The sequence below is a fragment of the Candidatus Nitronauta litoralis genome, from assembly GCA_015698285.1.
Taxonomy (GTDB): Bacteria; Nitrospinota; Nitrospinia; order Nitrospinales; family Nitrospinaceae; genus Nitronauta; species Nitronauta litoralis.
Genome location: CP048685.1, coordinates 168,350 through 191,262, shown reverse-complemented (window position 1 = coordinate 191,262; position 22,913 = coordinate 168,350). Strand labels below are relative to the sequence as shown.

Sequence of the window (22,913 nt, the reverse complement as noted above, 5' to 3'; positions counted from 1 at the left end):
AAACTCCTTATCTCATTTCAAAACAATTAAATAGCTCTGAATAATCCCGATTATAAAGGTAATGAAAATCTGAAAAAACCGAAATTTCGGCATTCACACTCAATTTGAAAGCAAAACGCGGGGTTTGTCTATGAAAAGTTGCCTTAAATTAAGCCAGAATGAAGAATTAAAACTGGATTTTAAAAGATATAGACAGGTCAATCTTGCATAAGGTACTGGTTTTAGGGGTAAAAATGAGAAATGTTTTTTCGCACATAATTAGGGGCGTTTAACGGGGTTTCAGGGTAGGGGGCTCAGGGGCAAAGGCAGTCCAACCATTGAAAAAATAATAGCTTTGGGGTATTTGGGGACCCCGAATAAGGTTGACTGCCAAGGATTTTGTGCTACTATTTTTTCGTTAGGATGCTGACGGTTTTGACCGTGGTTTTCTCGGATTTCCATTAGGCAAAGGGAGTCAATTTGCCCGCCAAGCAATACCTATCCGAATGTAAAGAGTTTATTGACCAGTCTATTGGTCAATTTCTGCCCGGCCAGAAGACTTTCCCGGAAAGCATTCATGAGTCAATGCACTACAGCGTATTCGCTGGTGGGAAGCGGTTGCGCCCTGCGTTGTTGATTGCTGCAGCAGAGGCGGTTGGGGGTGACCGTAATGAGGTCTTGCCCTTTGCGGTGGCGGTGGAGTTCCTGCACACTTACACCCTGATTCATGACGATCTGCCCGCACTGGATAATGATAACCTTCGGCGCGGGAAACCCACCAATCATAAGGTTTTTGGCGAAGCCATCGCAATATTGTCCGGCGATGGGTTGTTGACTCAATCCTTCATACTCATGACCCAGGCGGTCATGATGGAGAACATCCCGCACAAAAACATCCTGCGGGCGGCCAATGAACTGGCCCGGGCTCTTGGCTCAACCGGTGTCATCGGCGGTCAGGTGGTGGATCTGGAATCCGAGGGGGAGGCCATTGATGCAGACACACTTGAGTACATCCACATCTACAAAACAGGGTTCTTTTTTAAAGCCTGTATAAGGGCCGGTGCGATACTGAGCCAGGCTTCAGAGGTTGAGTTGGGGGCTTTGTCCCGATTTGGAGCTCACATTGGACTGGCCTTCCAGATCATTGACGATATCCTGGATATCACGGGTGATCAGGAAAAATTAGGTAAGGATGTGGGGAGTGATCAAGACAAAGATAAAGCGACTTACCCGGCCATGTTTGGCCTGGAAGCTTCAAAGGCAAAGGCCGAGCAGTTAGTTGAAGAGGGAATAGCTTGTCTCGACACCTTTGACCATCGAGCCGACCCATTAAGGGGAATCGGACAATTTTTTGTAGAACGCACATTTTAACCAGGGTGATTGCATGACCCAATACCTCGATAAAATCGAGAGCCCAGCCGACATCAAGAAATTTGGTGAGAAAGAGTTGAAAGTTCTGGCTGGTGAAATCCGTGACCGGCTGCTTTCAACGATCTCCAAGACCGGTGGCCATCTGGGATCCAATATGGGTGTTGTGGAATTAACCCTTGCCATGCATTACGTTTTCAACACTCCTGCTGACAAGTTTGTCTGGGATGTTGGACATCAATCTTATGTCCATAAACTCCTGACGGGTAGAAATAAAAGGTTTGATACCTTGCGGCAATACCAAGGTTTGTCCGGCTTTACTAAACGTGAGGAATGCCAACATGACTGCTGGAATACCGGGCATGGCGGCACTTCAATTTCGGCTGCGCTGGGATTTGCAAAAGCCAATGAAATAAAAAAACAGGATAACAAGGTGGTTGCTGTCATCGGTGACGGTTCCCTTACTTCAGGTATGGCATTTGAAGCACTTAATCATGCCGGACATATCAAATCCAATATGATTGTTGTCCTCAACGATAATGAAATGTCGATCGCTCCCAATGTTGGCGGGCTTTCAGCACATCTCAGTCAGATCATGACCGGACAGTGGATGACCCGGATCAAAAAAGAAGTGGATGAAGTTCTTCTGGCTATACCGGGAATCGGAGAAGAAATTTCCAAGTATGCCCACAAACTGGACGAAACCATCAAGGGGATTTTTATTCCAGGCAGATTGTTTGAAGACCTCGGGCTCCGATATATAGGACCCATAGACGGCCATGACACGCAGGGACTGATTGAAACTTTCGAAAATATTAAGGATCTTGAGGGTCCCACCGTGATGCATGTGATCACTCGAAAAGGTAAGGGATACAAGGTCGCTGAGGAAAAGGCGGATATCTGGCACGGCGCCAAACCTTTTAATATCGAAACCGGAGAGTTTCATAAGAAGAAAGCGAACCCTGCGTATACCGCAATTTTTGCCGAAGCGCTCATTGAACTTGCGCGTGAGGATGAGGATATCGTTGCCATTACTGCGGCCATGCCGGATGGCACCGGGATTTCGAAATTTGGAAAAGTGTTTCCGGAGCGTACTTTTGATGTCGGGATGGCCGAGCAGCACGCGGTCGACTTTGCCAGTGCTTTGGCGCTGGAAGGTTTGCGCCCTGTGACAGCGATCTACTCGACTTTTCTCCAGCGAGCCTACGATCAGGTTGTGCACGATGTCTGTTTAATGGATATTCCCATGACCTTTGCTATGGATCGGGCTGGCATCGTTGGGGAAGATGGGGCTACGCATCAGGGGCTCTACGATATTGCCTATTTGCGAACCTTGCCCAACATGATCATTATGGGCCCGAAAGACGAAAACGAATTGCGCGATATGCTGAAGACCTCCATTTATCATGAAGGGCCTGCAGCGATCCGGTTTCCGAGAGATGCGTGTGAAGGACTGGACCTCAACCCTGAAATGAAAATAATGGAAATCGGGAAGGGTGAGGTGTTGCAGGATGGAACGGATATCGCCGTAGTGGCATTTGGTCATGTCGTTCCCCGGTGTCGTGAGGTTGTGAAAAACCTTGAAGCCGAGGGACACAGTGTCGCGTTTATCAACGCTAGGTTTGCAAAACCGATTGATGAAAAACTGATGATCGAGTATGCGCTCAAAACGAAATGTATGGTAACCGTCGAGGAACATTCGCGGCCCGGCGGGTTTGGCTCTGCTGTTCTCGAATCCCTGCATGATCATATTGTTGATCAACCCCTCAATGTAAAAACATTTGGAGTCGCCGATATCGTGGTCGAACACGGTGCGCCAAAAATTATCCGTAAGGATCTGGGCCTGGACGAAGAAACGCTCACTGTAGCGATACGGAGTTTTTACCAGAATGTAGTGAACCCTGAAGCGACAACTGCTACTCAGGATTCGAATGGGCAAGGGAATGGAAATGGAATCTCGGTCGACGCCAAAAGCGAATCGGGAACGGCCCCTGTCAAAAAGCCAACTAATATTGGAATATAAGTCATCATCTGATGGAACGCCAGGCACAAGTAAAACGCACTACTTCTGAAACGGATATCGAAGTTTCCATCAACCTGGACGGCACGGGTCAACAGGATATTGAAACTCCCATTCCCTTTTTAGATCACATGTTGTCGCAAATCGCCAAGCACGGCCATTTTGATCTGGTTGTGAGGGCCAAAGGTGACACGCATATTGACTTCCACCACACTGTTGAAGATATCGGGATCACGCTTGGAGAAGCTTTTCTGAAAGCGTTGGGTGACAAACGCGGTATTCGCCGGTTTTCCCAGGCTAAAATCCCGCTCAATGAAGCATTGGCCGAGGTGATTGTCGATATCAGTGGAAGAGCCTTTTTTGTCTTTAATCTTGACCTGCCAAAGTCAAAGCTCGGACAATTTGATGTTGAACTGGTCCCCGAATTTTTCCAGGCGTTCTCAGCCAACAGTGGTGTGACACTCCACATCAATTCCCCCTACTGGAGCAATCTCCATCACATTGTCGAGGCGTCATTCAAGGCATTTGCCCGTGCGCTCGACCAGGCCTGTTCCCTCGACCCACGTTCCCAGGATATTCCGTCCACTAAAGGGAAGCTCTGAATGATTGCCATTATTGATTATGGCATGGGCAATCTGCGGTCAGTTCAAAAGGCGTTCGAAGCAGTAGACGTCCCTGCCCAGGTGACGCGCAACCCGGATACAATTCTCAATGCCGATGCCATGGTTTTGCCCGGAGTCGGGGCCTTCAAGGATTGTATGCACAATCTTGAAGAACTCGATCTTATCCCTCAAATTCGCAAATTCATAGAATCCGGAAAGCCTTTTCTGGGGATCTGCCTGGGGTTGCAGCTTTTATTTGAACAAAGCTCAGAATTTGGCAATGTTCCTGGCCTTGGTATGTTGCCTGGCCGTGTGGTGCGGTTTGATGAGGGGCAGAAATCAGAGAATGGAGTTTCACTGAAAGTTCCTCATATGGGGTGGAATACGTTAAGGTTTCAAAACTCATGCCCGCTTCTTGAAGGAATCCCCCCTGAGTCTTATTTCTATTTTGTGCATTCTTTTCATGTCGTTCCGGACAATAAAGACATCATAGCTTCCACAACGCAATATGGGATTGATTTTGTCTCGGGAATTCATACCGAAAACCTTTTTGCTTTTCAGTTTCATCCTGAAAAAAGTCAAACGCTGGGTCTGGCCATTCTTAAAAACTTTTCTAAGTTAATTTAGAATACACAAGTGTCAGGCACGAGTGAAATGTCACCCCGATCCCGATTTGTCAAGGGAGTAGGGTTTGCCAGCGTCACTGCGTCCTTGTGGGGAATGTTGCCGATACTCATGGATGCCGCCCTTCATGAATTTAAATCGGGGACGGTCGTCTGGTTCCGATTCACTTTTGCGTTCCTTGTCTTGTTTGCGATTTTATGGGCGCGAAGTGTAAAGCCCTGGATTATTTTAAGGAAACCTCCGGTTATCGGATTGCTGTCTGCGGTATGTCTGGCAGCAAACTATTTTTTGTTTATGGAAGGGATTCGACTGAGCAGTCCATCCAATTCAGCCGTTGTGATTCAGAGTGCGCCGGTGATGCTGGTTTTAATTGGAGTCTATTATTTTAATGAAACTATCAATCGACTTCAGGTGACAGGATTGATACTGGCGGGGATCGGGTTCAGTTTTTTTTTCAATGAACAGGCGGGAAGCCTCAGTGGAAACGAATTTTATTTTAAAGCGAATATGGTTATCACGCTGGCTGCGTTAACCTGGGCAGTTTACATGGCCTTGCAGAAAAAATTGCAGGACCGCTATTCATCACAAGAACTCAATCTTTTGGTTTATGGTACTGCGGCGTTGGTGTTAGTAGGACTTGTTGATTGGAATGATTTTAACAGCGTCTCTAATACCGGTGGTGTCTTGATGGTTGTTCTTGGGATCAATACTCTGCTTGCATATGGTTGCTTGACCGAAGCAATCAAGTACATACCCCTATCACTGATCAGTGTTATCGTTGCCCTCAATCCCTTTATCACCATGTTCCTGATGCAGATGGCACCCGTGTTGTTTCCGGAATGGATTCGGCCTGAGTCAATCTCTATGTTGGGATACCTTGGTGCAGTCACTGCGATCGGGGGTGTTATTGTGGTCATCCGCTTTCATCAGCAACCAAAATTAGAGGAAACCCCCTCGACAACCTAACGGTTGAACGATTTTATCGCACGCGACATCTCTCTTTCTGCTTCTTTACGTTTAAGAGTTTCCCGCTTGTCGTGTAGCTTTTTACCGTGCGCCAGAGCGAGCTCTACTTTTACACGGCCTCGTAAAAAGTAAAGTTTAAGAGGGATCAGACTGGTGCCCCGTTCACGGGTTTTGCCAATTAAACGTGAAATCTCCGACTTGTGCATGAGCAGTTTCCGCTTTCGTGTCGGATTGTGATTGAACTGGTGAGCGGGTGAGTAATGGTTGATATGACAATTGTAAAGATAAGCTTCCCCGCCCTCAAATTCGGCAAAGCTGTCCACCAGATTGGCGCGTCCATCCCTGAGGGCCTTGACCTCAGTTCCCACTAATACAAGCCCAGCCTCAAAACGGTCTTCGAGATGGTATTCGTGCCGTGCTTTTTTATTCTGGCAGATGATTTTTATTCCTTCCATTGGAAGGGGACTCCTGAAATTAAGAAAATGTTTCCGGGTATTTTAACGCGCAGGTACCTGTAAACCCTGGTGTCAAAAAAAATGTCTGGAAGCCTTTTAGCTGCTAATCAGGTTCGGACCTTAAAAACTTTAAAAAGATAAAATATTGATGGAAAAATTAAAAGGGATCCAATAATTAGAGCGAGGGCCAGGCTATTGAGTACAGCCCCCGAGGCTGCTGCATCGTACAAGGTCAAACCCGGGTAACCGAATTGAGGTGACGGCGGGATGAGGTACGGATACTCGACATTATACCATCCCAGAACGATCAGTGTGAATTGTCCTGAAGCAATGACCCGGGGGATCCAGATGGCCCTTTCGTTTAAGGCGATCCAGCCAGGGATCAGCAGTAAGGTGGTCAAGCCCACACAAAACAGACTGACCGGGCTGGTCAGGAACCGTTGGAACAGGTCGGAATGCGAAAACCAGCCTGTGATAAAAACCGCGCCTCCCACCACTATGGAAGCGGTCATCCATCGTTTGGCTCGGAATATAAAAAAAGATTTTAACTTCTGGTCACTTGTTTCTCCCACAAGATATACGGAAGCTAAATAAGTAAACAGAATGCAAAGAAAGATGGCGAGAGTGAAAGAAAAAAGATTAAACCAGGGGGCGATATAGGCTGTATTGAAGCTGGTAGCTGCTGGGTTGATCCTCCCCAGAATGAGTCCGCCCGCTACCAGGCCCAGACTGAATGGAGTGAGCAGGCTGGACAAAGTAAAAAACCGGTTGTAATAAATCTGGGACTCATCTTTGTAGGCATCGTAGTGTCTAAAAGTAAATGCACAACCGCGACACACAATACCCATCAGCATGATGGTGAGGGGAATATGAAAGGTGATGGCAATCTGTGCCCAGACTTTCGGGAAAGCGTTGAAGCAAATCACCAGTGCCAGAATCAGCCAGATGTGGTTGACTTCCCAAACCGAGCTGAGGGCTTTGTTTACGACCTTGCGTTGTTCTTTTTGCATCGCTTTGGGTGTAAACAACTCCAGAATGCCTGCCCCAAAGTCTGCGCCACCGAGTAAACAATAAAGCCAGATGGAAATACCCATGAACAGGGCGATGAACTCAATCATAAACCGTCCTTTTCACTTTCTGGAGCAAGACCACGAACGGATTTGATCTGTCGTGCCATTAGCCAGGCCCCAACAGCCGTGAGAGCAACATACATTCCCGTGAATAATAGCAGGGGAATCCAAAGCCCTGGCATTGGCGTTACCGTATCCGCGACTCGCAATATTTTATACACCACCCAGGGTTGTCGCCCGACTTCTGTGACGACCCACCCTGCCTCGACTGCAATAAACCCTATTGGGGTGCAGACAATCAAAAGCAAAAGAAACCAGGGGTGGTCTAGCAGTTGTTGTTTTTTCCAGCGAATGAATAAATAGAGCAGCGAAAGACCTGCTAGAAGGAAGCCGATTCCTACCATGACCTGAAATGCAACGTGGACGACAATTACCGGGGGCCAATCTTCTTCAGGAAAAGCGTCCAACCCTGTCACCTCGGAATCAAAATCGCCATGGGCAAGAAAGCTCAACATGCCGGGAATGCGAAGGCCCAAAATGACACGCCGTTCATCTTCAAGGGGTATGCCGCCAATTAGTAATCCTGCGCCTTTTTCAGTTTTAAAATGAGATTCCATCGCGGCGAATTTTTCCGGTTGCGTGTCAGCGACCATCTTCGCGCTGAGATCTCCACTGATGGGTTGTAATAGAGCAGCCGTTGTTCCAAAAATCAGAGCGATTCTAATGGCTGCTGCGTGAAGCCTGTCCTGCCTTTCGCGAAACAGGAGGAAAGCATGAATGCCTGCGACTCCGAAACCTGTGGCAGCAAAAGCTGCGATGGACATATGGATGCCCTGTTGTAAAGCCGCCGGGTTAAACATGGCGGCGATGGGGTCAATGTTGGTCCATTTGTCGCCGACGATATCGAACCCGGTGGGGCTGTTCATCCATCCATTTGCACAGATAACAAAAAAAGCTGAGGCGATTCCAAAAACTCCCATAGCGAGTCCTGCTGCCCAGTGAACCCATTGATTGATTTTGTTCCAGCCATAGAGGTAAAACCCAAGTGCAATGGCCTCAAGGAAAAAGGCGGTGCCTTCCCAGGCAAAAGGAAGACCGATGACGGGTCCAGCTTTTTCCATGAAGCCTGGAAATAGCAAGCCGAGTTCGAAAGCGAGAACTGTTCCGGAAACTGCACCCATGGCGAAGAATATAGCGACCCCGCGCATCCAGACCTTGGTGAGGTTCAAATAAAGCTTGTCGCGGGTTTTGAGCCAGCGCCAATGGGCCATCGACATGAAGAATGGCATGGCCATTCCGATGCAGGCAAAGATGATATGAAAGCCAAGTGAGATGGCCATCTGTGATCGGGCGGCAAGAAGATCTATCATGTTTCTTTCAGGAAGACTGCAGTGTGACCTGGGTCCCCGGTTTTATTTTGAGCTGTTGTTGTGCATTGCCGTCGCGAACAAAAATTTCAATAGCGTTCCAGCTATTGAGAAGAAAACCGGCTTTGCCTTTAGAGCAATCCGCGTAAGAGCGAGAAATCTGTTTCAAAGTTCTTCTCCCGACTTTCAACACGAGAGGTTTGCTAGGGAGACACTGTTTCAAGTCATCTTCTGAAATATTTGTAGTGAGGTTGCCAAAATGATCGGCATAAATGACCTGACCACGTAGACAAGTTTTGTTTTGCTCCGGGCGTGGAAGGTCAAGTACGATGGGTTCGTCCAGTTTTTTGCCCATTCTCGATGGCCATACTCCAGTTGCTATATGGGCGGCTACTGGTGCGAAGATATCGCGTCCGTGAAATGTATTGGAAAATGATTCCAGGAAATATTCGGATTGTGTCAGCTGGTATGTGGTCGCATTGTTAGAAAATGCTGGAGAAAGAAGACCGTTATCGGGTCCAACAAAAATTGCTTCAGGCGTTTCCACTACGATGGGATGACGCGAAGTTCCCACACCCGGATCGACTACCGCAAGATGGATGGTTTTTCTGGGAAAGTAAGGGGCTGCGGACGAAAGCACCAATGCTCCTTGTTGAATATTCTGTGGCTCAATATCATGGGTCAAGTCTATCAATGTTGCTTTTGGAGCAATGCCGAAGATCACGCCTTTCATGATACCCACAAAGGGGTCGGATAGTCCAAAGTCGGTGGTGAGTGTGATCAGGCGAGACATCCGGCAGCTTCCTGTCCGGTTACGGATTGGAGCGTCACTGGAACAATCTGGTTCATCAGGTCGTCCGGGCCTTTCAGGGTGGTGGGAATATAGTGTTCCGTGTGACCTCGCAGTTCTCCTGTCTCTGGATGTCGATTGCTTTCTACCAAAACCGATACCTCATGCCCAACCATCCGCTCGCGAAAGGCAATCGCCCGCTCTTGTGCAATTTCAGAGAGCAATCTGTTACGGCGTTTTTTTTCCGTTTTGGGTATATCATTTTTAAAGGGATACGATTCGGTTCCTTTCCGTGGTGAATAGGAAAACACGTGCAGGTAAGTGAAAGGCAGTTCTTCCACCAAACGAAGAGTTTCTTCGAAATGTTGTTCGGTTTCTCCAGGGAACCCGACAATGATGTCCGCACCCAATCCAAGGTCTGGAATTTTTGATGCGGCCAGCTCAACCACTCGCCTGTAGTCTGCGGAACGATAGTTGCGGCGCATCCGTTCCAGAATAAAATCGCTTCCGCTTTGCAGGGGGATGTGAAGATGCGGGCATAGTCTTTCGTTTTTAGCCATCAGGTCGATTAATGAATCTTCTATTTCCATCGGATTGATGGAGCTCAATCGCACGCGGAAATCGCCTTGCAGGTCGAGAATTTCTTCAACCAGAGAAGAAAATGACTCCTGCCGTTCGAAATCGGCACCCCAGGTGCCCAGGTTGATACCGGTAAGAGTGATTTCGCGAAACCCGGTTTTTATTGAGTGGCTCACGTTATTCAGAATATTGGTTCGGCTGTCACTGATGGAGCGTCCACGTGCTCTGGCCACTGTGCAAAAGGAGCATTTTTCATCACACCCGGTCTGGACTTTGATAAATGCCTTGGTGCGTCCCTGGAACTCTGCAACTGGGATAGGCTTGAAATCCCATTGCTCGGTAATATCTGACATATGAACAAGAGGCAGCCCGAACTCATCTTCTTGCCGCATGGCGTTGAGGCGGTTTTTAATGGCATGGCCGATTTCCAGCTTGTTTGCGTTGCCGAGCAGAATGTCGAGTCCCGGAAGAGCTGCCACTTCCTCCGGCTGGTTTTGAGAATAACAACCAGTGAACACGACCATGGCATTTTCGTTAATAGCCAGGGATTTCTTGATCGCCTGCCGTGAGGTGGCATCACTTTTTGCCGTAACCGTACAGGAATTGATGACGTATATGTCTGCCTTTTCATCCGGGTTGATCACAGTGAACCCTTCCTGTTCCAGAACAGTTTGCATTTCTGCTGTGTCATTTTGGTTGGTACGGCAACCGAGCGTGGTAAAAGCGACTTTCATAAGTTATCCTTGAAACAGATTCTCTGGAGAAAATTCAAAGTTGTGAAATATTATTGCGGCATTTTGGTGCCTGCGAACGGATAATGCCAATCATCCTGCCCAAGCGTATTCCACCCCGTGTTTATTGAAAAAGCTGACCTTTATCATAGGCCAGGAGTGACAGGGGAATCAACCGCTTTTAAGCCCTCAAAGGACACCCGGTACAGGTTGACCCGCATGGAGTAGTTTGTTAGCATGAGCGACCGTTTCCAGTTCCTCCCCAAGCTCGCGACCCGTCATGAAAAAGGATCACAAGGAAGTCCATAATTTTCTCGACAAGTGGCTTCATAAAACAGTGAAGCAATATGTTGAGAAGATGGATTGCCAACAAAACGGGCACTTGCATGAATTAATCCTTACAGGCGTGGAAAAACCCCTGCTTAAAATCGTCCTGGAAGCTACTAATGGGAATCAGACACAGGCCGCAACCATTCTGGGCATCAACCGCAACACCCTCCGAAAAAAAATTCAGGATTACCGGATTAAATGCGAGACCAAAACCTAGCAGTTGTCATTCTTGCGGCAGGCAAGGGAACCCGGATGAAATCTGGTTTAGCCAAGGTTTTGCATCTTCTTGATGGGAAACCTCTTTTAGAGCATGTGCTAAATCAAGTGTCGAGTCTGGAGCCAATGCGGGTTATTCTGGTAGTTGGGTATCAGGCGGAGGAAGTCAAACGGGAAATAAACAGCCCGGATATTGAATACGTTTTGCAGGAGGAACAACTGGGGACGGGGCATGCTGTAATGCAAAGTGAAAAAGCCCTGGCCGGTTTTGAAGGGGATGTACTGGTTTTATGTGGGGATATGCCGCTCATCAAACCGGATACACTCAAATTCCTGCTGGAAGCTCATCGGGAAAAACAGACTGCCTGCACGTTTCTCAGTCTGAAAGCAGAAGAGAACAAAGATTTTGGCCGGGTGATTCGTGATGATGCAGGGAACGTACTAAAAATTGTGGAACACCGTGATGCCACAGCAATGGAAAAAACTGTTGACGAATATAATTCGGGGGTTTATTGTTTTCAAAAGGGTTTACTTTTCAAGGCTTTAACTGATATCAAGCCTGAAAATGTCCAGGGAGAATTTTACCTGACGGACACTGTCCAAATGCTTCTGAAGTCCGGGCATTTGGTTCAGGCGATACCAAAAAAAGATGCCAATGAAATTTTGGGCATCAACTCCATTGACGATCTAAACCGCGCCGAACAGCTGTTGTCTGAAAACTTCTAAGAAACAACTCACCCACCGGAAATCGGGGATACCGAATGAAAGCCGTAATATTGGCCGCAGGAAAGGGGCCAAACCTAAGTCCATTTTCAGATACGCGACCCAAGCCCATGCTGAATGTGGCCGGTCGCTGTCTGGTTGATCATACTCTGGATATGCTGCAGGCCTCAGGTATTAACGATGTTCTGGTAGTGGTCGGCCATAAAAAAGAAAAGTTGATCCAGCAAATCGGGGAGCACCGGTTTGATGGATTGAGTGTCCAGTTTGTTGAGCAAAAGCGTCATACCAGCATTGGGGATGCGGTAATGCAGGTACGCGATAAAATGATGCCCGGTGAATATTTCCTCCTGGTCTACGGCGATATCATTACTTCGGAAAATATTTTCAGCAAAACTCAGCAGTCGTTTCATTCGTTTAAATCACCTGTCGCATCTATCTGCCTTCCTCCCTCCAATGAAATGTTTGGCAATGTGTTTCTCAATGCCAACATGCGGATCACCCGGATTGTTGAAAAGCCAAAAGGAAATGAACTTGGCAATTATGTTCTGGCAGGGGTTTATGTATTGCCATCCAACTTTTTTGATGTATTGGGAAAACACAAGCGGTCTATGGAAAAGGCCATGCGGGAGATGGTCGACCAGGGACTCCGCGCATCCATGTGGGAAGATGAATGGCTTGATATTGTCAATCCCTGGGATATCCTGACGGCAAATAGTATTTTGATGGATTCCTGGGAACAGTCGACGATTGCGAAGACGGCTGTTTTGGAATCGAATGTGACTTTGTCCGGCCTGGTTCGGATCAATGAAGGGGCTGTAATCAAAGCGGGTGCTGTGCTGGAAGGCCCGTGTTCTATCGGTAAGAATTGCTTTATTGGAAACAATACACTGGTGCGTGGTTACACCGCGGTGGGAAATGATTGTTCCGTTGGTTATGGAGTAGAGTTGAAAAATTGTGTGGTGCAGGATCACTCCAGCATCGGTCGATTGTCTTTTATTGGGGACAGTGTTATTGGAGAGAATGTGGATATCGGGGCAGGTTGTGTGACAGTCAATCGAAACCTGGATTGGAAACCGGTATCAGTCCGACATAAAAAAAACAGGGTCGATACAGGCAAGCCAAAATTAGGAGCCTTTATTGGAGACGAAGCTGCGATTGGAGCGGGAAATGTGATTCAACCGGGTACCGTAGTTCCTCCTGGAAAAACTTTGCCGGCCAGATATACAGTCACGAGTCGCTAAACAGGAAAAAAGAACGTATGTGTGGAATCAGTGGTGCAGTAGGACATAAAGATATTTCTCAGGATCTGTTCGAGGGTATTCGCAATCTCGAGTACCGGGGGTACGACTCCTGTGGTGTCGCATTGATGAATTCGACCAAGCTCATCGTCAAGAAAAACGTGGGTGGAGTGGAAGAGGTTTATCAGAAAGACAATGTGCTTCGCTACAAAAGTCATCTGGGAATTGCCCATACCCGTTGGGCGACTCATGGAAAAGTCACCCGGGACAACACCCATCCCATGGTTTCAACAGATAAGGCGTTCGCCGTGGTCCATAACGGGATCATTTCAAACTACCGCACATTACGTTCTCAATTGCAAAAAGAAGGGATCAGGTTTGCTTCTGAGACAGACACCGAAGTGGTGCCACATCTCATGCAGAAACTATTTAAGCAGACCGGCAATGTTGAAAAAGCCTTCAAGAAAATGCTCAATATGCTCGAAGGCACCTACGCTGTGGTGCTCATTACAAAGTATCACCCTGATGTGATTTTTTGCGCGCGGCGGGAATCTCCTCTTATGCTGGGTATTGGTGATGAAGTGAAATATGTCGGCTCAGATTTCAACGCGTTTATCGAACACACAAAAAACGCGGTGATAATTGAGGATGATGAGTATGTCATTTTGACCCGGGACAGTTACACGGTGAAAAACTTTATTACCGGGGAAGAAATTCAGAAACCCATTACCAAAATTGAGTGGGACAGCGAGACGTCGAAAAAAGGTGGATACCCGCATTACATGCTCAAGGAAATTTATGAGCAGCCCCAGACTATCCTCAATGCGTTGGAAGTGGATGAAAAGGCGCTGGACGATGTGGTGGATTACATGAAAGAGCGCGACACCTATCTCGTGGGTGTCGGAACAACTTTCTACGTCGCGAATTACGCAAAATATATTTTCTCGCAACTGGCAGGGCGTTTTTTCCCGTCGATCAGTTCCGATGAGTTTGTCGCCTTGTCGCCGGTGGACCGGAATAGCCTGGTGTTGGCGATTTCTCAATCTGGCGAGACTTACGATACGATCACCGCATTGAAGCATGCCAAGGCGAGAGGAGCGAAAACGGCAGCGGTCGTCAATGTGATCGGTTCCACTTTGTCCCGCATGGTGGATCGTGTCATTCTCCAGGGGTCGGGTCCCGAGATCTGTGTTATCAGTACGAAAGCTGCCCTGGCGCAGATGGTAATCCTGACCAACCTTGCCATGCGCCTGGCGCTTAAAACCCGCAAGATGACAAAGAAAGAATACAACGAAGGCATTCGGGCTCTGAAAGAATTGCCGGAGATTATTGGCAACGTATTGAATGAACGGTCGGGTTTCATCCATCGTATTGCACACAGCTATAAAAATATTCGTCACTGGCTGTATTTAGGGCGGGGGATTTATTATCCGGTCGCATTGGAGTCTGCTCTTAAGATGAAAGAGGTGGCTTATGTGCATGCAGAGGGTATGCCGGGTGGCTTTTTAAAGCATGGGACCTTGGCGATGATTGATCCTGATATTTACTCTGTTATCTTTATGCCACCACCGGCAGATAAAGAATTATATGAGTCGACCTTGTCGAGCGTTGAAGAGATCCGGGCACGGGCAGGTTTTGTGCTTGGTATTCATTTTGACGAACGTGGAAAAAACCGAGACCTGTTCAGTGAAGAGCTGATCTTGCCAGCGGTTCCTCCTCTTGTGGCTCCCTTGTTACAGCTTGTTCTGGCCCAATTGTTCGCCTACTTCACAGCCACTTCCCTGAAACGTAATGTCGATAAGCCGCGTTCTCTTGCCAAATCCGTCACCGTGGGGTAGGGTGACCCCTTCATTGCTGAATCAAATGGCTGGAATATCTTGAAGTAAAAAATGCGTCTTTTTTTCGCGAACTTCATGTCTGTGGCCATCAAAATAAAATAACTTAAAAATGAATCGACAGGTTGTAACGATGAAAACCCTTTCCACTGTATTGACTGTGGCCGGTTCCGATCCTTCCGGGGGAGCTGGATTGCAGGCTGACTTGAAAACCATTGCGGCCCACGGATTGTTTGGGACATCGGTGGTTACCAGTTTGACCGTACAAAACACCCAGGGAGTTTCTGCTTCTCATGATATCGACCCGGAGGTGGTTGCAGCCCAAATTGATTCCTTGTTGGCTGATGAGAAACCCGCTGCAACTAAAACGGGAATGCTTGGGAACGAGGCTATTGTTGAGCGGATTGCCAAAATTTTTAAACGCAGAAAGTTGAAGCATCTTGTGGTGGATCCTGTGATTCAATCCACCAATGGCAAAGAATTGTTGTCCCGAAAAGGAGTGGCCGTGATGGTGCAATCATTATTTCCACTTGCTTCCCTGGTCACTCCAAACCTTAAAGAAGCAGAGGTGTTGTCCGGGGTTCCAATTCGGAGCAGGCAAGATCGTGTGAAATCTGCGCGGGCTATTTTAAAATTAGGTCCCAAAGCAGTGTTGATTAAAGGTGGGCATTCTAAAAAGGATGCAGACGACTTATTGATGACGGGTAAAACTCCGCACTGGTTTGAGTCGATCCGTTCTGAAAATGAAAACCTGCATGGAACAGGATGTGTGCTTTCCTCTGCAATTGCCTCAAACCTTGCGCTGGGGTTTTCAATGGAAGATTCTGTTGGACGGGCAAAGGAATTTACTTTTCGCGGGATTGAACTGGGTGTTCAAACGGGAAAAGGAGTAGGACAAGTGAACCCCATGGGCGATATGTTCCATCAATTGGAGCGTGGACCTCATCTGGAGAGGGTGGAGTGGGCCATTGAAGAGTTGAAGCGGCAGGAAATTGGTGAGTTGATCCCCGAGGTACAATCAAACCTGGGTTTCGGGCTGCAAGGTGCTAAAGAGCCAAATGAAGTGGTCGGTATTCCAGGGCGAATAATCCGAAATGGGTCGACCATTACTACGATCAACGCTCCCAGGTTTGGTGCATCCCAGCACGTTGCCAAAATTGTTTTGACCGCTATGAGTTTTGACCCTGAAAAACGAGCGGTCATGAATATCAAGTTTCAGCAGTATTTCCTTGATGCCTGCAAGCGTTTGAAGATGACCATCGGTTCCTTTGATCGTGCGAAGGAACCTAAAAATGTTAAGCAGCTTGAAGGGTCATCCCTGGAGTGGGGAACGCGTCAGGCGATCCTGGACAGGGGATATGTACCAGATATTATTTTTGATCTGGGTGGGCAGGGAAAAGAAGAGATGATCAGGGTGATCGCGAAAGATGTGGAAGAGCTGGTGGAGAAAATCAAAAAAATTCACCGTGCAATCCAGAAAAATAAAGCAAAAAAGGAGCAGGAAGCCTGGCGTAAAAAATAGCCTAAACCACTTCCATCATTTCCCTGTTGATTTTTATGTCAGCTTTTTCCCGGATTTTTTTGAGCCAATCCTTGAATAGTTGATCACCGCGCACTGTCTTCAAACGGTCATAAATGGCCCGTAGATCTTTATCGTCGGGCGATCCGGCCTTTTCAAAATCATTGACCAGTATCAGATAATAAGCAAAGTTGCTTTCGCCACTGGTTGCGTTCCCTTTTTTAGTCGCGAAGGCTTTGTCCTTGATTGGTTGAATATTGCCAATGCCGGGAATGGAATCCGTCAAGCTGAAAAACGGTGTTTCCTGAACTTCTAATTCCAGTTCCTTTGCCACTTTTTCCAGATCTTTTGATTTTTTCAATTGAGCGGCAAGTTCTTTGAAACGGGCTTTTGTGGCGTCTTTGGTCTTCTTTGCCATCAACTTTTCGACTACCTCTTCCCTGACATCTTCCAGCTTGGGTTCTTTGGGCGCCTGCCTTTCAATTACCTTAAGCAGGAAAGAAGCTTCCGGCGTGTTGAGTAATTCGCTCAACTCATTGTCGCGAAGCGTGAATGCCAGATTAAAGAAATCTGGAACGATGCCAATTTGTGGGACTGTGTGTTTCTTCCTGGAAATCAATCCTGTTGTTCCGACTTCATAGCCGGCTGCGGAAGCGGCAGCAGCCAGATCATTTTTTTCTTCAGCGGCCACTCTCATCTTTTTTAATGCGCGCTGGATTCTTAGTTTTCCTTTTCGAAGTTTTAAGTCTTTGATGACTTGATCTTTTACTTCATCAAGTGGTTTGACTCGTGCTTCGTTAACCTCTTCAAGCTTGATGAGGTGATAACCAAATGTGGTTTTCACCGGACCACCGACTTCGCCTGCTTTCATATTATCCAAAGCCGCTTCAAACTCTGGAACCATGGTGCCCTTGCTGAATTGCCCCAAATCGCCGCCATTGGTTCCTGAAGCCTTGTCGTCTGAGTGTTCCTTAGCCATCTCGGCAAAGTCTGCGCCTTCCTTTATTTTCTTGAGAAGGTTTTCGGCCTTTTTCTTTGCTTCTTCTTCAGCCTCTTTGTTTTTCTTTTTTGCTTCATCACCTGTTTCTGTTGATTGGTTGGTCCTGTATAAAATATGTCGAGCCTTGTAGTTTTTCTTGACGTGGAACTTGCCCTTGTTGGACTCATAGAAATCCGCTACATCCTCGTCCCGGATGGTGATGCTGTCCTCAAGCATTTTGGGAGTAAGGCGGACATACTGAACGTTGATCTGTTCCGGAATCATGAAGTCTTTGACCTGTTTTTTGAAAAAGGCTTTAACTTCCTCCTCCGAGGGTTCCGAAGGTTCTTCAAAATGATCTTTGGGAAAGGTGATGTAAGAAAATTTGACCTTTTCGTTTTCACGGCGATACATTTCCATCACTTCATTGTGAGAGACCTGCGTATTTTCGGTTATCAGGTTTTGGACTTTTTCGCGTTGAATATTGTCCCGTATATCCTGCTCAAATTGTTTTGCCGTGGTCCTGTTGAAATTAAGGTAGTTTTGATATGCTCTGGAATTAAACTTATTGTCCTGTTGAAACACAGGCAGGGTTTTAATTCGATGAGACAGTTCATCGTCGCTCACCTTTATTTCCTGCTCTTCTGCGATCGTTTCAAGAATTCGTGCGAGAATTAACTGGTCCAATGCTGAATTTTTGAGGTCGAGTCTTTCAATCAATTGTTCGGAAAATTGTCCTCGAAACTGCTGGCGGTAGATTTCGATGAGATTCCTGTAAGCCCGGTCATATTCTTTTAAAAATATTTCCTTCCCATTGACAACGGCCACTACGCTGCCGGAAGATCCGGTACTGCCTCCAGTCCCCAGAAAAAATGTGCCAGCTCCAAACGCGATAATTACAGCCCATAGAATAAACTTGATCAGCCAGGACTGGGAGTGTTTTCGAACAAAACTCAGCATGGATACGCCCTCAATAGTCTAGAAATTCCTGAAATAACACAACCTAAAATACTATCTAAACTGAGGCAAGTAAGCAAGTTTAGAAATCTTTTTGTTGTAAATGAGGGTGGATAAAGTGTCCCGGTGATGTCAGTGCCTGGAATAATTTAAACTGATTCTCCTCTCTCAATAGACGGAAAAAGAGTTTCATTATTTGACTTGCAATTGAGGGGTTCGATTGATATATAATAGGTATAGTAAAAACAAGAAGTTACCGCATTCCAACCCCGCTGATCCTTTAGGACATTCATTGTGTTCAACTTTTTCTGGGACCTGTTTTCCACAGAGCTTGCTATTGATCTTGGAACGGCCAACACCCTTATTTTTGTGAAAAACAAGGGGATTCTCCTGCGCGAACCCTCCGTGGTAGCCATTAACAATCAGACCAAGGAACCTCAGGCCGTCGGTGCCGAGGCCAAGCAGATGCTGGGGCGTGCTCCCGGAAGCATCGAAGCGATCCGCCCTATGAAGGATGGCGTCATCGCCAACTTTGATGTGACCGAAAAAATGATCAAACATTTTTTCGAGAAGGTGGGGAGCCGGAAAATGTTGGGCCGACCCCGGGTGGTGATTGCGGTCCCCTCAGGTATTACTCAGGTGGAGCGTCGCGCAGTACGTGACTCAGCCATCTCTGCAGGGGCACGGGAAGTTTTCCTGGTTGAAGAGCCCATGGCGGCTGCCATCGGTGTTGATCTCCCGATTGAAGAGCCCACTGGCAACATGATAATTGATATTGGTGGCGGTACCACTGAAGTGGCAATCATCTCCATGTCCGGGATCGTCTATAGTAAGTCGGTCCGGGTGGCAGGGGATGAAATGGATGAAGCTATCGTCAACTACGTAAAGCGAAAATACAATTTACTAATCGGTGAACGTACTGCCGAAGAAGTGAAAATCGAAATCGGATCCGCTTACCCCATGGAAAAGAGAATGACCAAAGAGGTCAAGGGGCGCGATCTGGTCGCGGGGATTCCCAAAACCTTGCTGATATCGGATGAAGAAGTGCGGGAAGCCCTCACTGAAACTTTCAGTACCATTGTTGAATCGGTCAAGATCGCGCTGGAACGCACACCCCCCGAGCTTGCGGCGGATATAGTCGACAAGGGTGTTGTCGTAGCAGGCGGAGGTTCCTTGATAAAAGGTCTTGAAATATTGCTTCGCGAGGCTACCGGCCTCCCCATTACTCTTGCAGAAGATCCCTTGTCAGCCGTGGCCTCAGGCGCAGGGAAACTGCTCAGCAATCACAAACTCCTAAAAAAAGTAACATTTTGACGTGTGGAAAAGAGGAATCAAAAGCAGGAAAAATACGATTGTCCTGATTTTGATTTTCCTGGTGGGATTTGCATTGATGACCGCAGACAGCAAGCGGCCAGATGGGGCCTATTTTTTTGAGTCTTTTATCCTCTTAGTTGTCTCACCCATCCAATCCGTAATAACCGGTACCCTCAGTTCTATTGAAGAAGTTTATGACCACTATTTTTCGCTCGTAGACGCCTCAAAAGAAAACGAACAACTCCATTCCGAGATAAACACCCTTAAGCGCGAAAACCATTTGTTAAAAGAAGAGGTTCGTCGGCTCAATCGAATAGGACAATTAATTGAGTACCAGGCCGCAAACTCTGGGGAATCTGTTGTAGCGACTGTGGTCGGCAAAGACGCGACGCAATGGGTGAAAACAATTTTCATAAACAAGGGAACCGATGACGGGGTTTACGAAAACCTGGCTGTAGTCACCAATTCCGGGGTGGTCGGGCATGTGATTCAGGCCGGGCCGCATTCCTCCAAGGTTTTGCTTCTCGTAGACAGGCGAAGCGCTGTGGATTCCCTTTTTCGAGAGTCCCGTGTCCCCGGGGTTGTTGTGGGTCTCGGTGTGGATACTTGCGAAATGAAATATGTTCCCATCACGGCCGATGTTAAGGCAGGAGATTGGGTCCTGTCCTCAGGACTGGGCGGTGTTTTTCCCAAAGGACTTGTGGTTGGGCGTGTGTTGAGTGTGGCCAAAAGCAAACAGGGATTGTTTCAGGAAATTAAAATCGCTCCCGGTGCGGATTTCTCCCGCCTGGAAGAGGTTTTGGTTCTGCTTCCCTGACGGAGAAAGTCGATGCCGGGTCTGATCCTTTTTGCATATGGAATCCTCTTGTTTTCAATACAGACCAGTCTCATGGACAAATTTGCTATCTCAGGGGTGACCCCGGATTTTGCCCTGATCGCGACTGTATTTTGTGCAGTGACATTTTCTCCCGGTCGTGGCTTTGCTGCAGGTTGTGTTCTCGGTTTTGTTCAGGATTGCCTTTCCGGCGGGTTGCTTGGAGTCAATACCCTTTCTAAAAGCCTCATTGCTCACACCTTCTGCCAATTAAAAGGAAAAATAATGGTGGAGGGACCTGTGCCGGTTTTTGTGTTTTTATTGGTTGCTTCCGTTTTTGATTCTCTAATATTTTTCGGTTCAACCCTGCTGTTGTTTCGTAATCCGCCTTCCCTGGAAACCTTTCTTGGTAACATGCCTGTTTACGTTTTATATAACGCAATAGTGGGTCCTTTTCTGATTTTGTTCTTTAACAGAAGTTTTCAGTGGTGGAACCAGAAACTCCAAACTTCATGAAGAATTCGACCTGATGGCCAATTATCTTTACAGCGCTGATGTTTCTGAAGGCGTACGCAAAAAAATCCGTATTTTTGTGATTCTGGTTGTGCTGTGTTTCATCATCCTCTGGACACGGGTCTGGTTTCTTCAAATATTGAAGGGAGAGGCTTTTAAAGGACAGTCGGAAAACAACCGGGTCCGCATGGTCTCCCTCCCAGCTTACCGTGGGAAGATATTGGACCGGAATGGTGAGACTCTGGTTTCAATCCGACCTTCTTTTAATTTATACATCACGCCAGAAGACACCCAGGATCTGGACAATACCCTGACCTATTTATCCAGTCAGGTGACTCTTGAAAAAGATGTTTTGATGAAAGAGATTGAGCGGGCAGCCCCTTTTCAAAACATTCTTGTTAAAAGAGACCTTCCCTGGAAACAAATTGCTTTCGTGGAAGAAAACAACCGGTTGTTACCTGGAGTCCATCTGAAAGTAGAACCACTTCGGGATTACGTTCATAAAGACCTGGCTGCTCATGTTCTGGGATACCTTGGGGAGGTGACCCGGAGCGGGCTCGAAGGCAAGGGGAAGGAAGATTATTCGCCTGGAGATTTAATTGGCAAAAAGGGAATGGAGTTATTGTTCGAAGATCAGTTGCGGGGGCAAAAAGGATATAAGGAGGTTGAAGTTGATGTGGCAGGACGCGAATTGGAAACACTACGCATGCTTCCGCCGCAAAGTGGCAACAACCTGACACTGACTCTTGATATTCGATTGCAACGGCTTGCAGAATCACTCATGACAGGTACGGAAGAAGAACCCAAACGCGGGTCTGTCGTTCTCATGAAAGTACAGACTGGAGAGGTGCTGGCCATGGTCAGCCAACCTTCTTTTGACCCTAACAGGTTCGCCTCTGGAATTTCGAGATCCGACTGGCGCGGCCTTTCCTTAAATAAAAACCATCCCCTGCAAAACCGCGCGATCGATGGCCAATATCCTCCCGGTTCGACTTTTAAGGTCGTCACCGCTTTGGCAGGCCTGGAAGAAAATATTGTAACCCCTGAAACCAGAATTTATTGTCCCGGTTCGTTCAGGCTGGGGCGTGGTTTTTATCGTTGCTGGAAAAGGGGAGGGCACGGACATGTTGATCTGCATGATGCATTGGTGCAGTCATGCGATGTTTATTTTTATACCGTTGGGCACCGGCTTGGAATTGATACTCTTGCAAAATACGCCCGAAAAATGGGTTTAGGCAGTCTGACAGGAATATTTTTGACAGGAGAAAAGCCGGGATTGGTCCCAACCTCCCAGTGGAAGTTAAACGCACGCAAGGAACCCTGGCAACCGGGAGAAACCATTTCAGTTTCTATTGGACAAGGTTTTAATCTGACAACCCCCATACAGCAGGCCCGTTTGATTGGAACGGTAGCAAACGGAGGAATGGTTCTTCGTCCTTACCTGATTCAAAAAGTAACAGACAATCAAGGTCGAACTTTAAAGGAAAACCTTCCGCAGATTCTTTACAGGATAGATGCCAATAAAAATTATTTTGAAAAGATACGAGAAGGTCTTCTCGGAGTAGTGAATGAGCCTCGGGGAACCGGGCGACGGGCTCGATTGAAAAATATCCAGGTTGCCGGAAAAACCGGGACCGCCCAGGTTGTCCGAATGAAAACCTACGAAAGTGAAGGTGAGAAGGGGGAGATTCCTTATGAGTTTAGAGATCATGCCTGGTTTTTTGCTTTTGCACCTTATGAGGAACCGGAAGTCGCGGTAGCGGTGATTGTAGAACATGGTGGACATGGTGGAGCTGCTGCTGCACCGATTGCCAAGGAACTTTTCTCTGAATACTTTAAGCATTACCCCCGTCCCACTGTAGAGCAAAATGTGACAAGTATGGCAATCAATCAGAATGTACAAAACAATATTCAGGAATAAAAA

Annotated in this window: 20 protein-coding genes; 14 read left to right on the top strand and 6 right to left on the bottom strand. The window is 47.2% G+C overall.

The annotated features are described in order from the left end of the window. The first annotated feature begins 459 nt into the window (after positions 1-459). Genes G3M70_00830 through G3M70_00810 form a run of 5 tightly spaced genes read left to right on the top strand, consistent with a single transcriptional unit; the run spans position 460 to position 5,559 of the window. Positions 460-1,350 (top strand): polyprenyl synthetase family protein, encoded by an 891-nt coding sequence (locus G3M70_00830; protein QPJ60510.1) that lies wholly within the window; start codon positions 460-462, stop codon positions 1,348-1,350. A 13-nt stretch (positions 1,351-1,363) separates the two neighbouring features. After that, entirely contained in the window at positions 1,364-3,370 is a 2,007-nt protein-coding gene (gene dxs / locus G3M70_00825) for a 1-deoxy-D-xylulose-5-phosphate synthase (protein QPJ60509.1), read from the top strand. An 11-nt stretch (positions 3,371-3,381) separates the two neighbouring features. Next, on the top strand, positions 3,382-3,969 hold the full coding sequence (hisB, locus tag G3M70_00820; GenBank protein ID QPJ60508.1) for an imidazoleglycerol-phosphate dehydratase HisB: 588 nt from the start codon (positions 3,382-3,384) through the stop codon (positions 3,967-3,969). Further along, entirely contained in the window at positions 3,970-4,596 is a 627-nt protein-coding gene (hisH, locus tag G3M70_00815) for an imidazole glycerol phosphate synthase subunit HisH (protein QPJ60507.1), read from the top strand. A 27-nt stretch (positions 4,597-4,623) separates the two neighbouring features. Continuing rightward, the gene (locus tag G3M70_00810) at positions 4,624-5,559 is read left to right on the top strand and encodes a DMT family transporter (GenBank protein QPJ60506.1); all 936 of its coding nucleotides are present in this window, start codon (positions 4,624-4,626) and stop codon (positions 5,557-5,559) included. On the opposite strand, the gene smpB is transcribed toward G3M70_00810, so the two are convergent. From smpB to mtaB, 5 genes are all read right to left on the bottom strand, one after another. After that, entirely contained in the window at positions 5,556-6,014 is a 459-nt protein-coding gene (gene smpB, locus G3M70_00805) for an SsrA-binding protein SmpB (protein ID QPJ60505.1), read from the bottom strand. The genes G3M70_00810 and smpB overlap by 4 nt on opposite strands. 107 nt (positions 6,015-6,121) lie before the next feature. Further along, positions 6,122-7,132 carry a cytochrome d ubiquinol oxidase subunit II gene (locus G3M70_00800; protein QPJ60504.1) on the bottom strand — a complete coding sequence of 337 codons (1,011 nt, stop codon included), beginning with the start codon at positions 7,130-7,132 and terminating at the stop codon, positions 6,122-6,124. Beyond that, positions 7,129-8,454, bottom strand: a complete 1,326-nt coding sequence (locus G3M70_00795; GenBank protein ID QPJ60503.1) for a cytochrome ubiquinol oxidase subunit I — start codon at positions 8,452-8,454, stop codon at positions 7,129-7,131. The genes G3M70_00800 and G3M70_00795 overlap by 4 nt, the downstream gene beginning before the upstream one ends. Before the next feature lie 7 nt (positions 8,455-8,461). Further along, on the bottom strand, positions 8,462-9,244 hold the full coding sequence (locus tag G3M70_00790) for an SAM-dependent chlorinase/fluorinase (protein ID QPJ60502.1): 783 nt from the start codon (positions 9,242-9,244) through the stop codon (positions 8,462-8,464). Further along, entirely contained in the window at positions 9,232-10,554 is a 1,323-nt protein-coding gene (gene mtaB / locus G3M70_00785) for a tRNA (N(6)-L-threonylcarbamoyladenosine(37)-C(2))-methylthiotransferase MtaB (GenBank protein QPJ60501.1), read from the bottom strand. Before mtaB ends, G3M70_00790 begins: the two co-directional genes overlap by 13 nt. A 277-nt stretch (positions 10,555-10,831) precedes the next feature. On the opposite strand from mtaB, the gene G3M70_00780 reads away from it, so the two are divergent. The 5 genes from G3M70_00780 (at position 10,832) to thiD (ending at position 16,415) form a co-directional block, all read left to right on the top strand. Further along, positions 10,832-11,098: a Fis family transcriptional regulator gene (locus G3M70_00780; protein ID QPJ60500.1), complete on the top strand. Its 267-nt coding sequence runs from the start codon at positions 10,832-10,834 to the stop codon at positions 11,096-11,098. Continuing rightward, the gene (locus G3M70_00775; GenBank protein QPJ60499.1) at positions 11,080-11,823 is read left to right on the top strand and encodes an NTP transferase domain-containing protein; all 744 of its coding nucleotides are present in this window, start codon (positions 11,080-11,082) and stop codon (positions 11,821-11,823) included. Before G3M70_00780 ends, G3M70_00775 begins: the two co-directional genes overlap by 19 nt. Before the next feature lie 35 nt (positions 11,824-11,858). Next, positions 11,859-13,061, top strand: coding sequence for an NTP transferase domain-containing protein (locus G3M70_00770; protein ID QPJ60498.1), 1,203 nt, complete (start codon positions 11,859-11,861; stop codon positions 13,059-13,061). 17 nt (positions 13,062-13,078) lie between these two features. Next, positions 13,079-14,896, top strand: coding sequence for a glutamine--fructose-6-phosphate transaminase (isomerizing) (gene glmS / locus G3M70_00765; GenBank protein QPJ60497.1), 1,818 nt, complete (start codon positions 13,079-13,081; stop codon positions 14,894-14,896). A 130-nt stretch (positions 14,897-15,026) separates the two neighbouring features. Further along, positions 15,027-16,415 (top strand): bifunctional hydroxymethylpyrimidine kinase/phosphomethylpyrimidine kinase, encoded by a 1,389-nt coding sequence (gene thiD / locus G3M70_00760; protein ID QPJ60496.1) that lies wholly within the window; start codon positions 15,027-15,029, stop codon positions 16,413-16,415. Between the two features lies 1 nt (position 16,416). On the opposite strand, the gene G3M70_00755 is transcribed toward thiD, so the two are convergent. Then, complete coding sequence (locus tag G3M70_00755; GenBank protein QPJ60495.1) at positions 16,417-18,351, bottom strand: hypothetical protein; 1,935 nt, start codon at positions 18,349-18,351, stop codon at positions 16,417-16,419. A 291-nt stretch (positions 18,352-18,642) separates the two neighbouring features. On the opposite strand from G3M70_00755, the gene G3M70_00750 reads away from it, so the two are divergent. From G3M70_00750 to mrdA, 4 genes are read left to right on the top strand one after another with little or no spacing between them, the layout of a single operon-like run. Next, positions 18,643-19,662: a rod shape-determining protein gene (locus tag G3M70_00750; protein ID QPJ60494.1), complete on the top strand. Its 1,020-nt coding sequence runs from the start codon at positions 18,643-18,645 to the stop codon at positions 19,660-19,662. A 1-nt stretch (position 19,663) separates the two neighbouring features. Beyond that, positions 19,664-20,479 carry a rod shape-determining protein MreC gene (gene mreC / locus G3M70_00745; protein ID QPJ60493.1) on the top strand — a complete coding sequence of 272 codons (816 nt, stop codon included), beginning with the start codon at positions 19,664-19,666 and terminating at the stop codon, positions 20,477-20,479. A 12-nt stretch (positions 20,480-20,491) separates the two neighbouring features. Continuing rightward, positions 20,492-20,992, top strand: coding sequence for a rod shape-determining protein MreD (mreD, locus tag G3M70_00740; GenBank protein QPJ60492.1), 501 nt, complete (start codon positions 20,492-20,494; stop codon positions 20,990-20,992). A gap of 13 nt (positions 20,993-21,005) precedes the next feature. Beyond that, positions 21,006-22,910, top strand: a complete 1,905-nt coding sequence (mrdA, locus tag G3M70_00735; GenBank protein QPJ60491.1) for a penicillin-binding protein 2 — start codon at positions 21,006-21,008, stop codon at positions 22,908-22,910. Positions 22,911-22,913: the final 3 nt, after the last annotated feature.

Coding starts and splice junctions, on each gene's coding strand:
- G3M70_00810 (QPJ60506.1), top strand. CDS start 4,624: ATGTCACCCCGATCCCGATTTGTCAAGGGAGTAGGGTTTGCCAGCGTC.
- G3M70_00780 (QPJ60500.1), top strand. CDS start 10,832: ATGAAAAAGGATCACAAGGAAGTCCATAATTTTCTCGACAAGTGGCTT.
- mrdA (QPJ60491.1), top strand. CDS start 21,006: ATGGCCAATTATCTTTACAGCGCTGATGTTTCTGAAGGCGTACGCAAA.
- thiD (QPJ60496.1), top strand. CDS start 15,027: ATGAAAACCCTTTCCACTGTATTGACTGTGGCCGGTTCCGATCCTTCC.
- hisB (QPJ60508.1), top strand. CDS start 3,382: ATGGAACGCCAGGCACAAGTAAAACGCACTACTTCTGAAACGGATATC.
- G3M70_00770 (QPJ60498.1), top strand. CDS start 11,859: ATGAAAGCCGTAATATTGGCCGCAGGAAAGGGGCCAAACCTAAGTCCA.
- hisH (QPJ60507.1), top strand. CDS start 3,970: ATGATTGCCATTATTGATTATGGCATGGGCAATCTGCGGTCAGTTCAA.
- mtaB (QPJ60501.1), bottom strand. CDS start 10,554: ATGAAAGTCGCTTTTACCACGCTCGGTTGCCGTACCAACCAAAATGAC.
- G3M70_00755 (QPJ60495.1), bottom strand. CDS start 18,351: ATGCTGAGTTTTGTTCGAAAACACTCCCAGTCCTGGCTGATCAAGTTT.
- smpB (QPJ60505.1), bottom strand. CDS start 6,014: ATGGAAGGAATAAAAATCATCTGCCAGAATAAAAAAGCACGGCACGAA.
- G3M70_00800 (QPJ60504.1), bottom strand. CDS start 7,132: ATGATTGAGTTCATCGCCCTGTTCATGGGTATTTCCATCTGGCTTTAT.
- G3M70_00775 (QPJ60499.1), top strand. CDS start 11,080: ATGCGAGACCAAAACCTAGCAGTTGTCATTCTTGCGGCAGGCAAGGGA.
- G3M70_00790 (QPJ60502.1), bottom strand. CDS start 9,244: ATGTCTCGCCTGATCACACTCACCACCGACTTTGGACTATCCGACCCC.
- G3M70_00795 (QPJ60503.1), bottom strand. CDS start 8,454: ATGATAGATCTTCTTGCCGCCCGATCACAGATGGCCATCTCACTTGGC.
- glmS (QPJ60497.1), top strand. CDS start 13,079: ATGTGTGGAATCAGTGGTGCAGTAGGACATAAAGATATTTCTCAGGAT.
- mreD (QPJ60492.1), top strand. CDS start 20,492: ATGCCGGGTCTGATCCTTTTTGCATATGGAATCCTCTTGTTTTCAATA.
- dxs (QPJ60509.1), top strand. CDS start 1,364: ATGACCCAATACCTCGATAAAATCGAGAGCCCAGCCGACATCAAGAAA.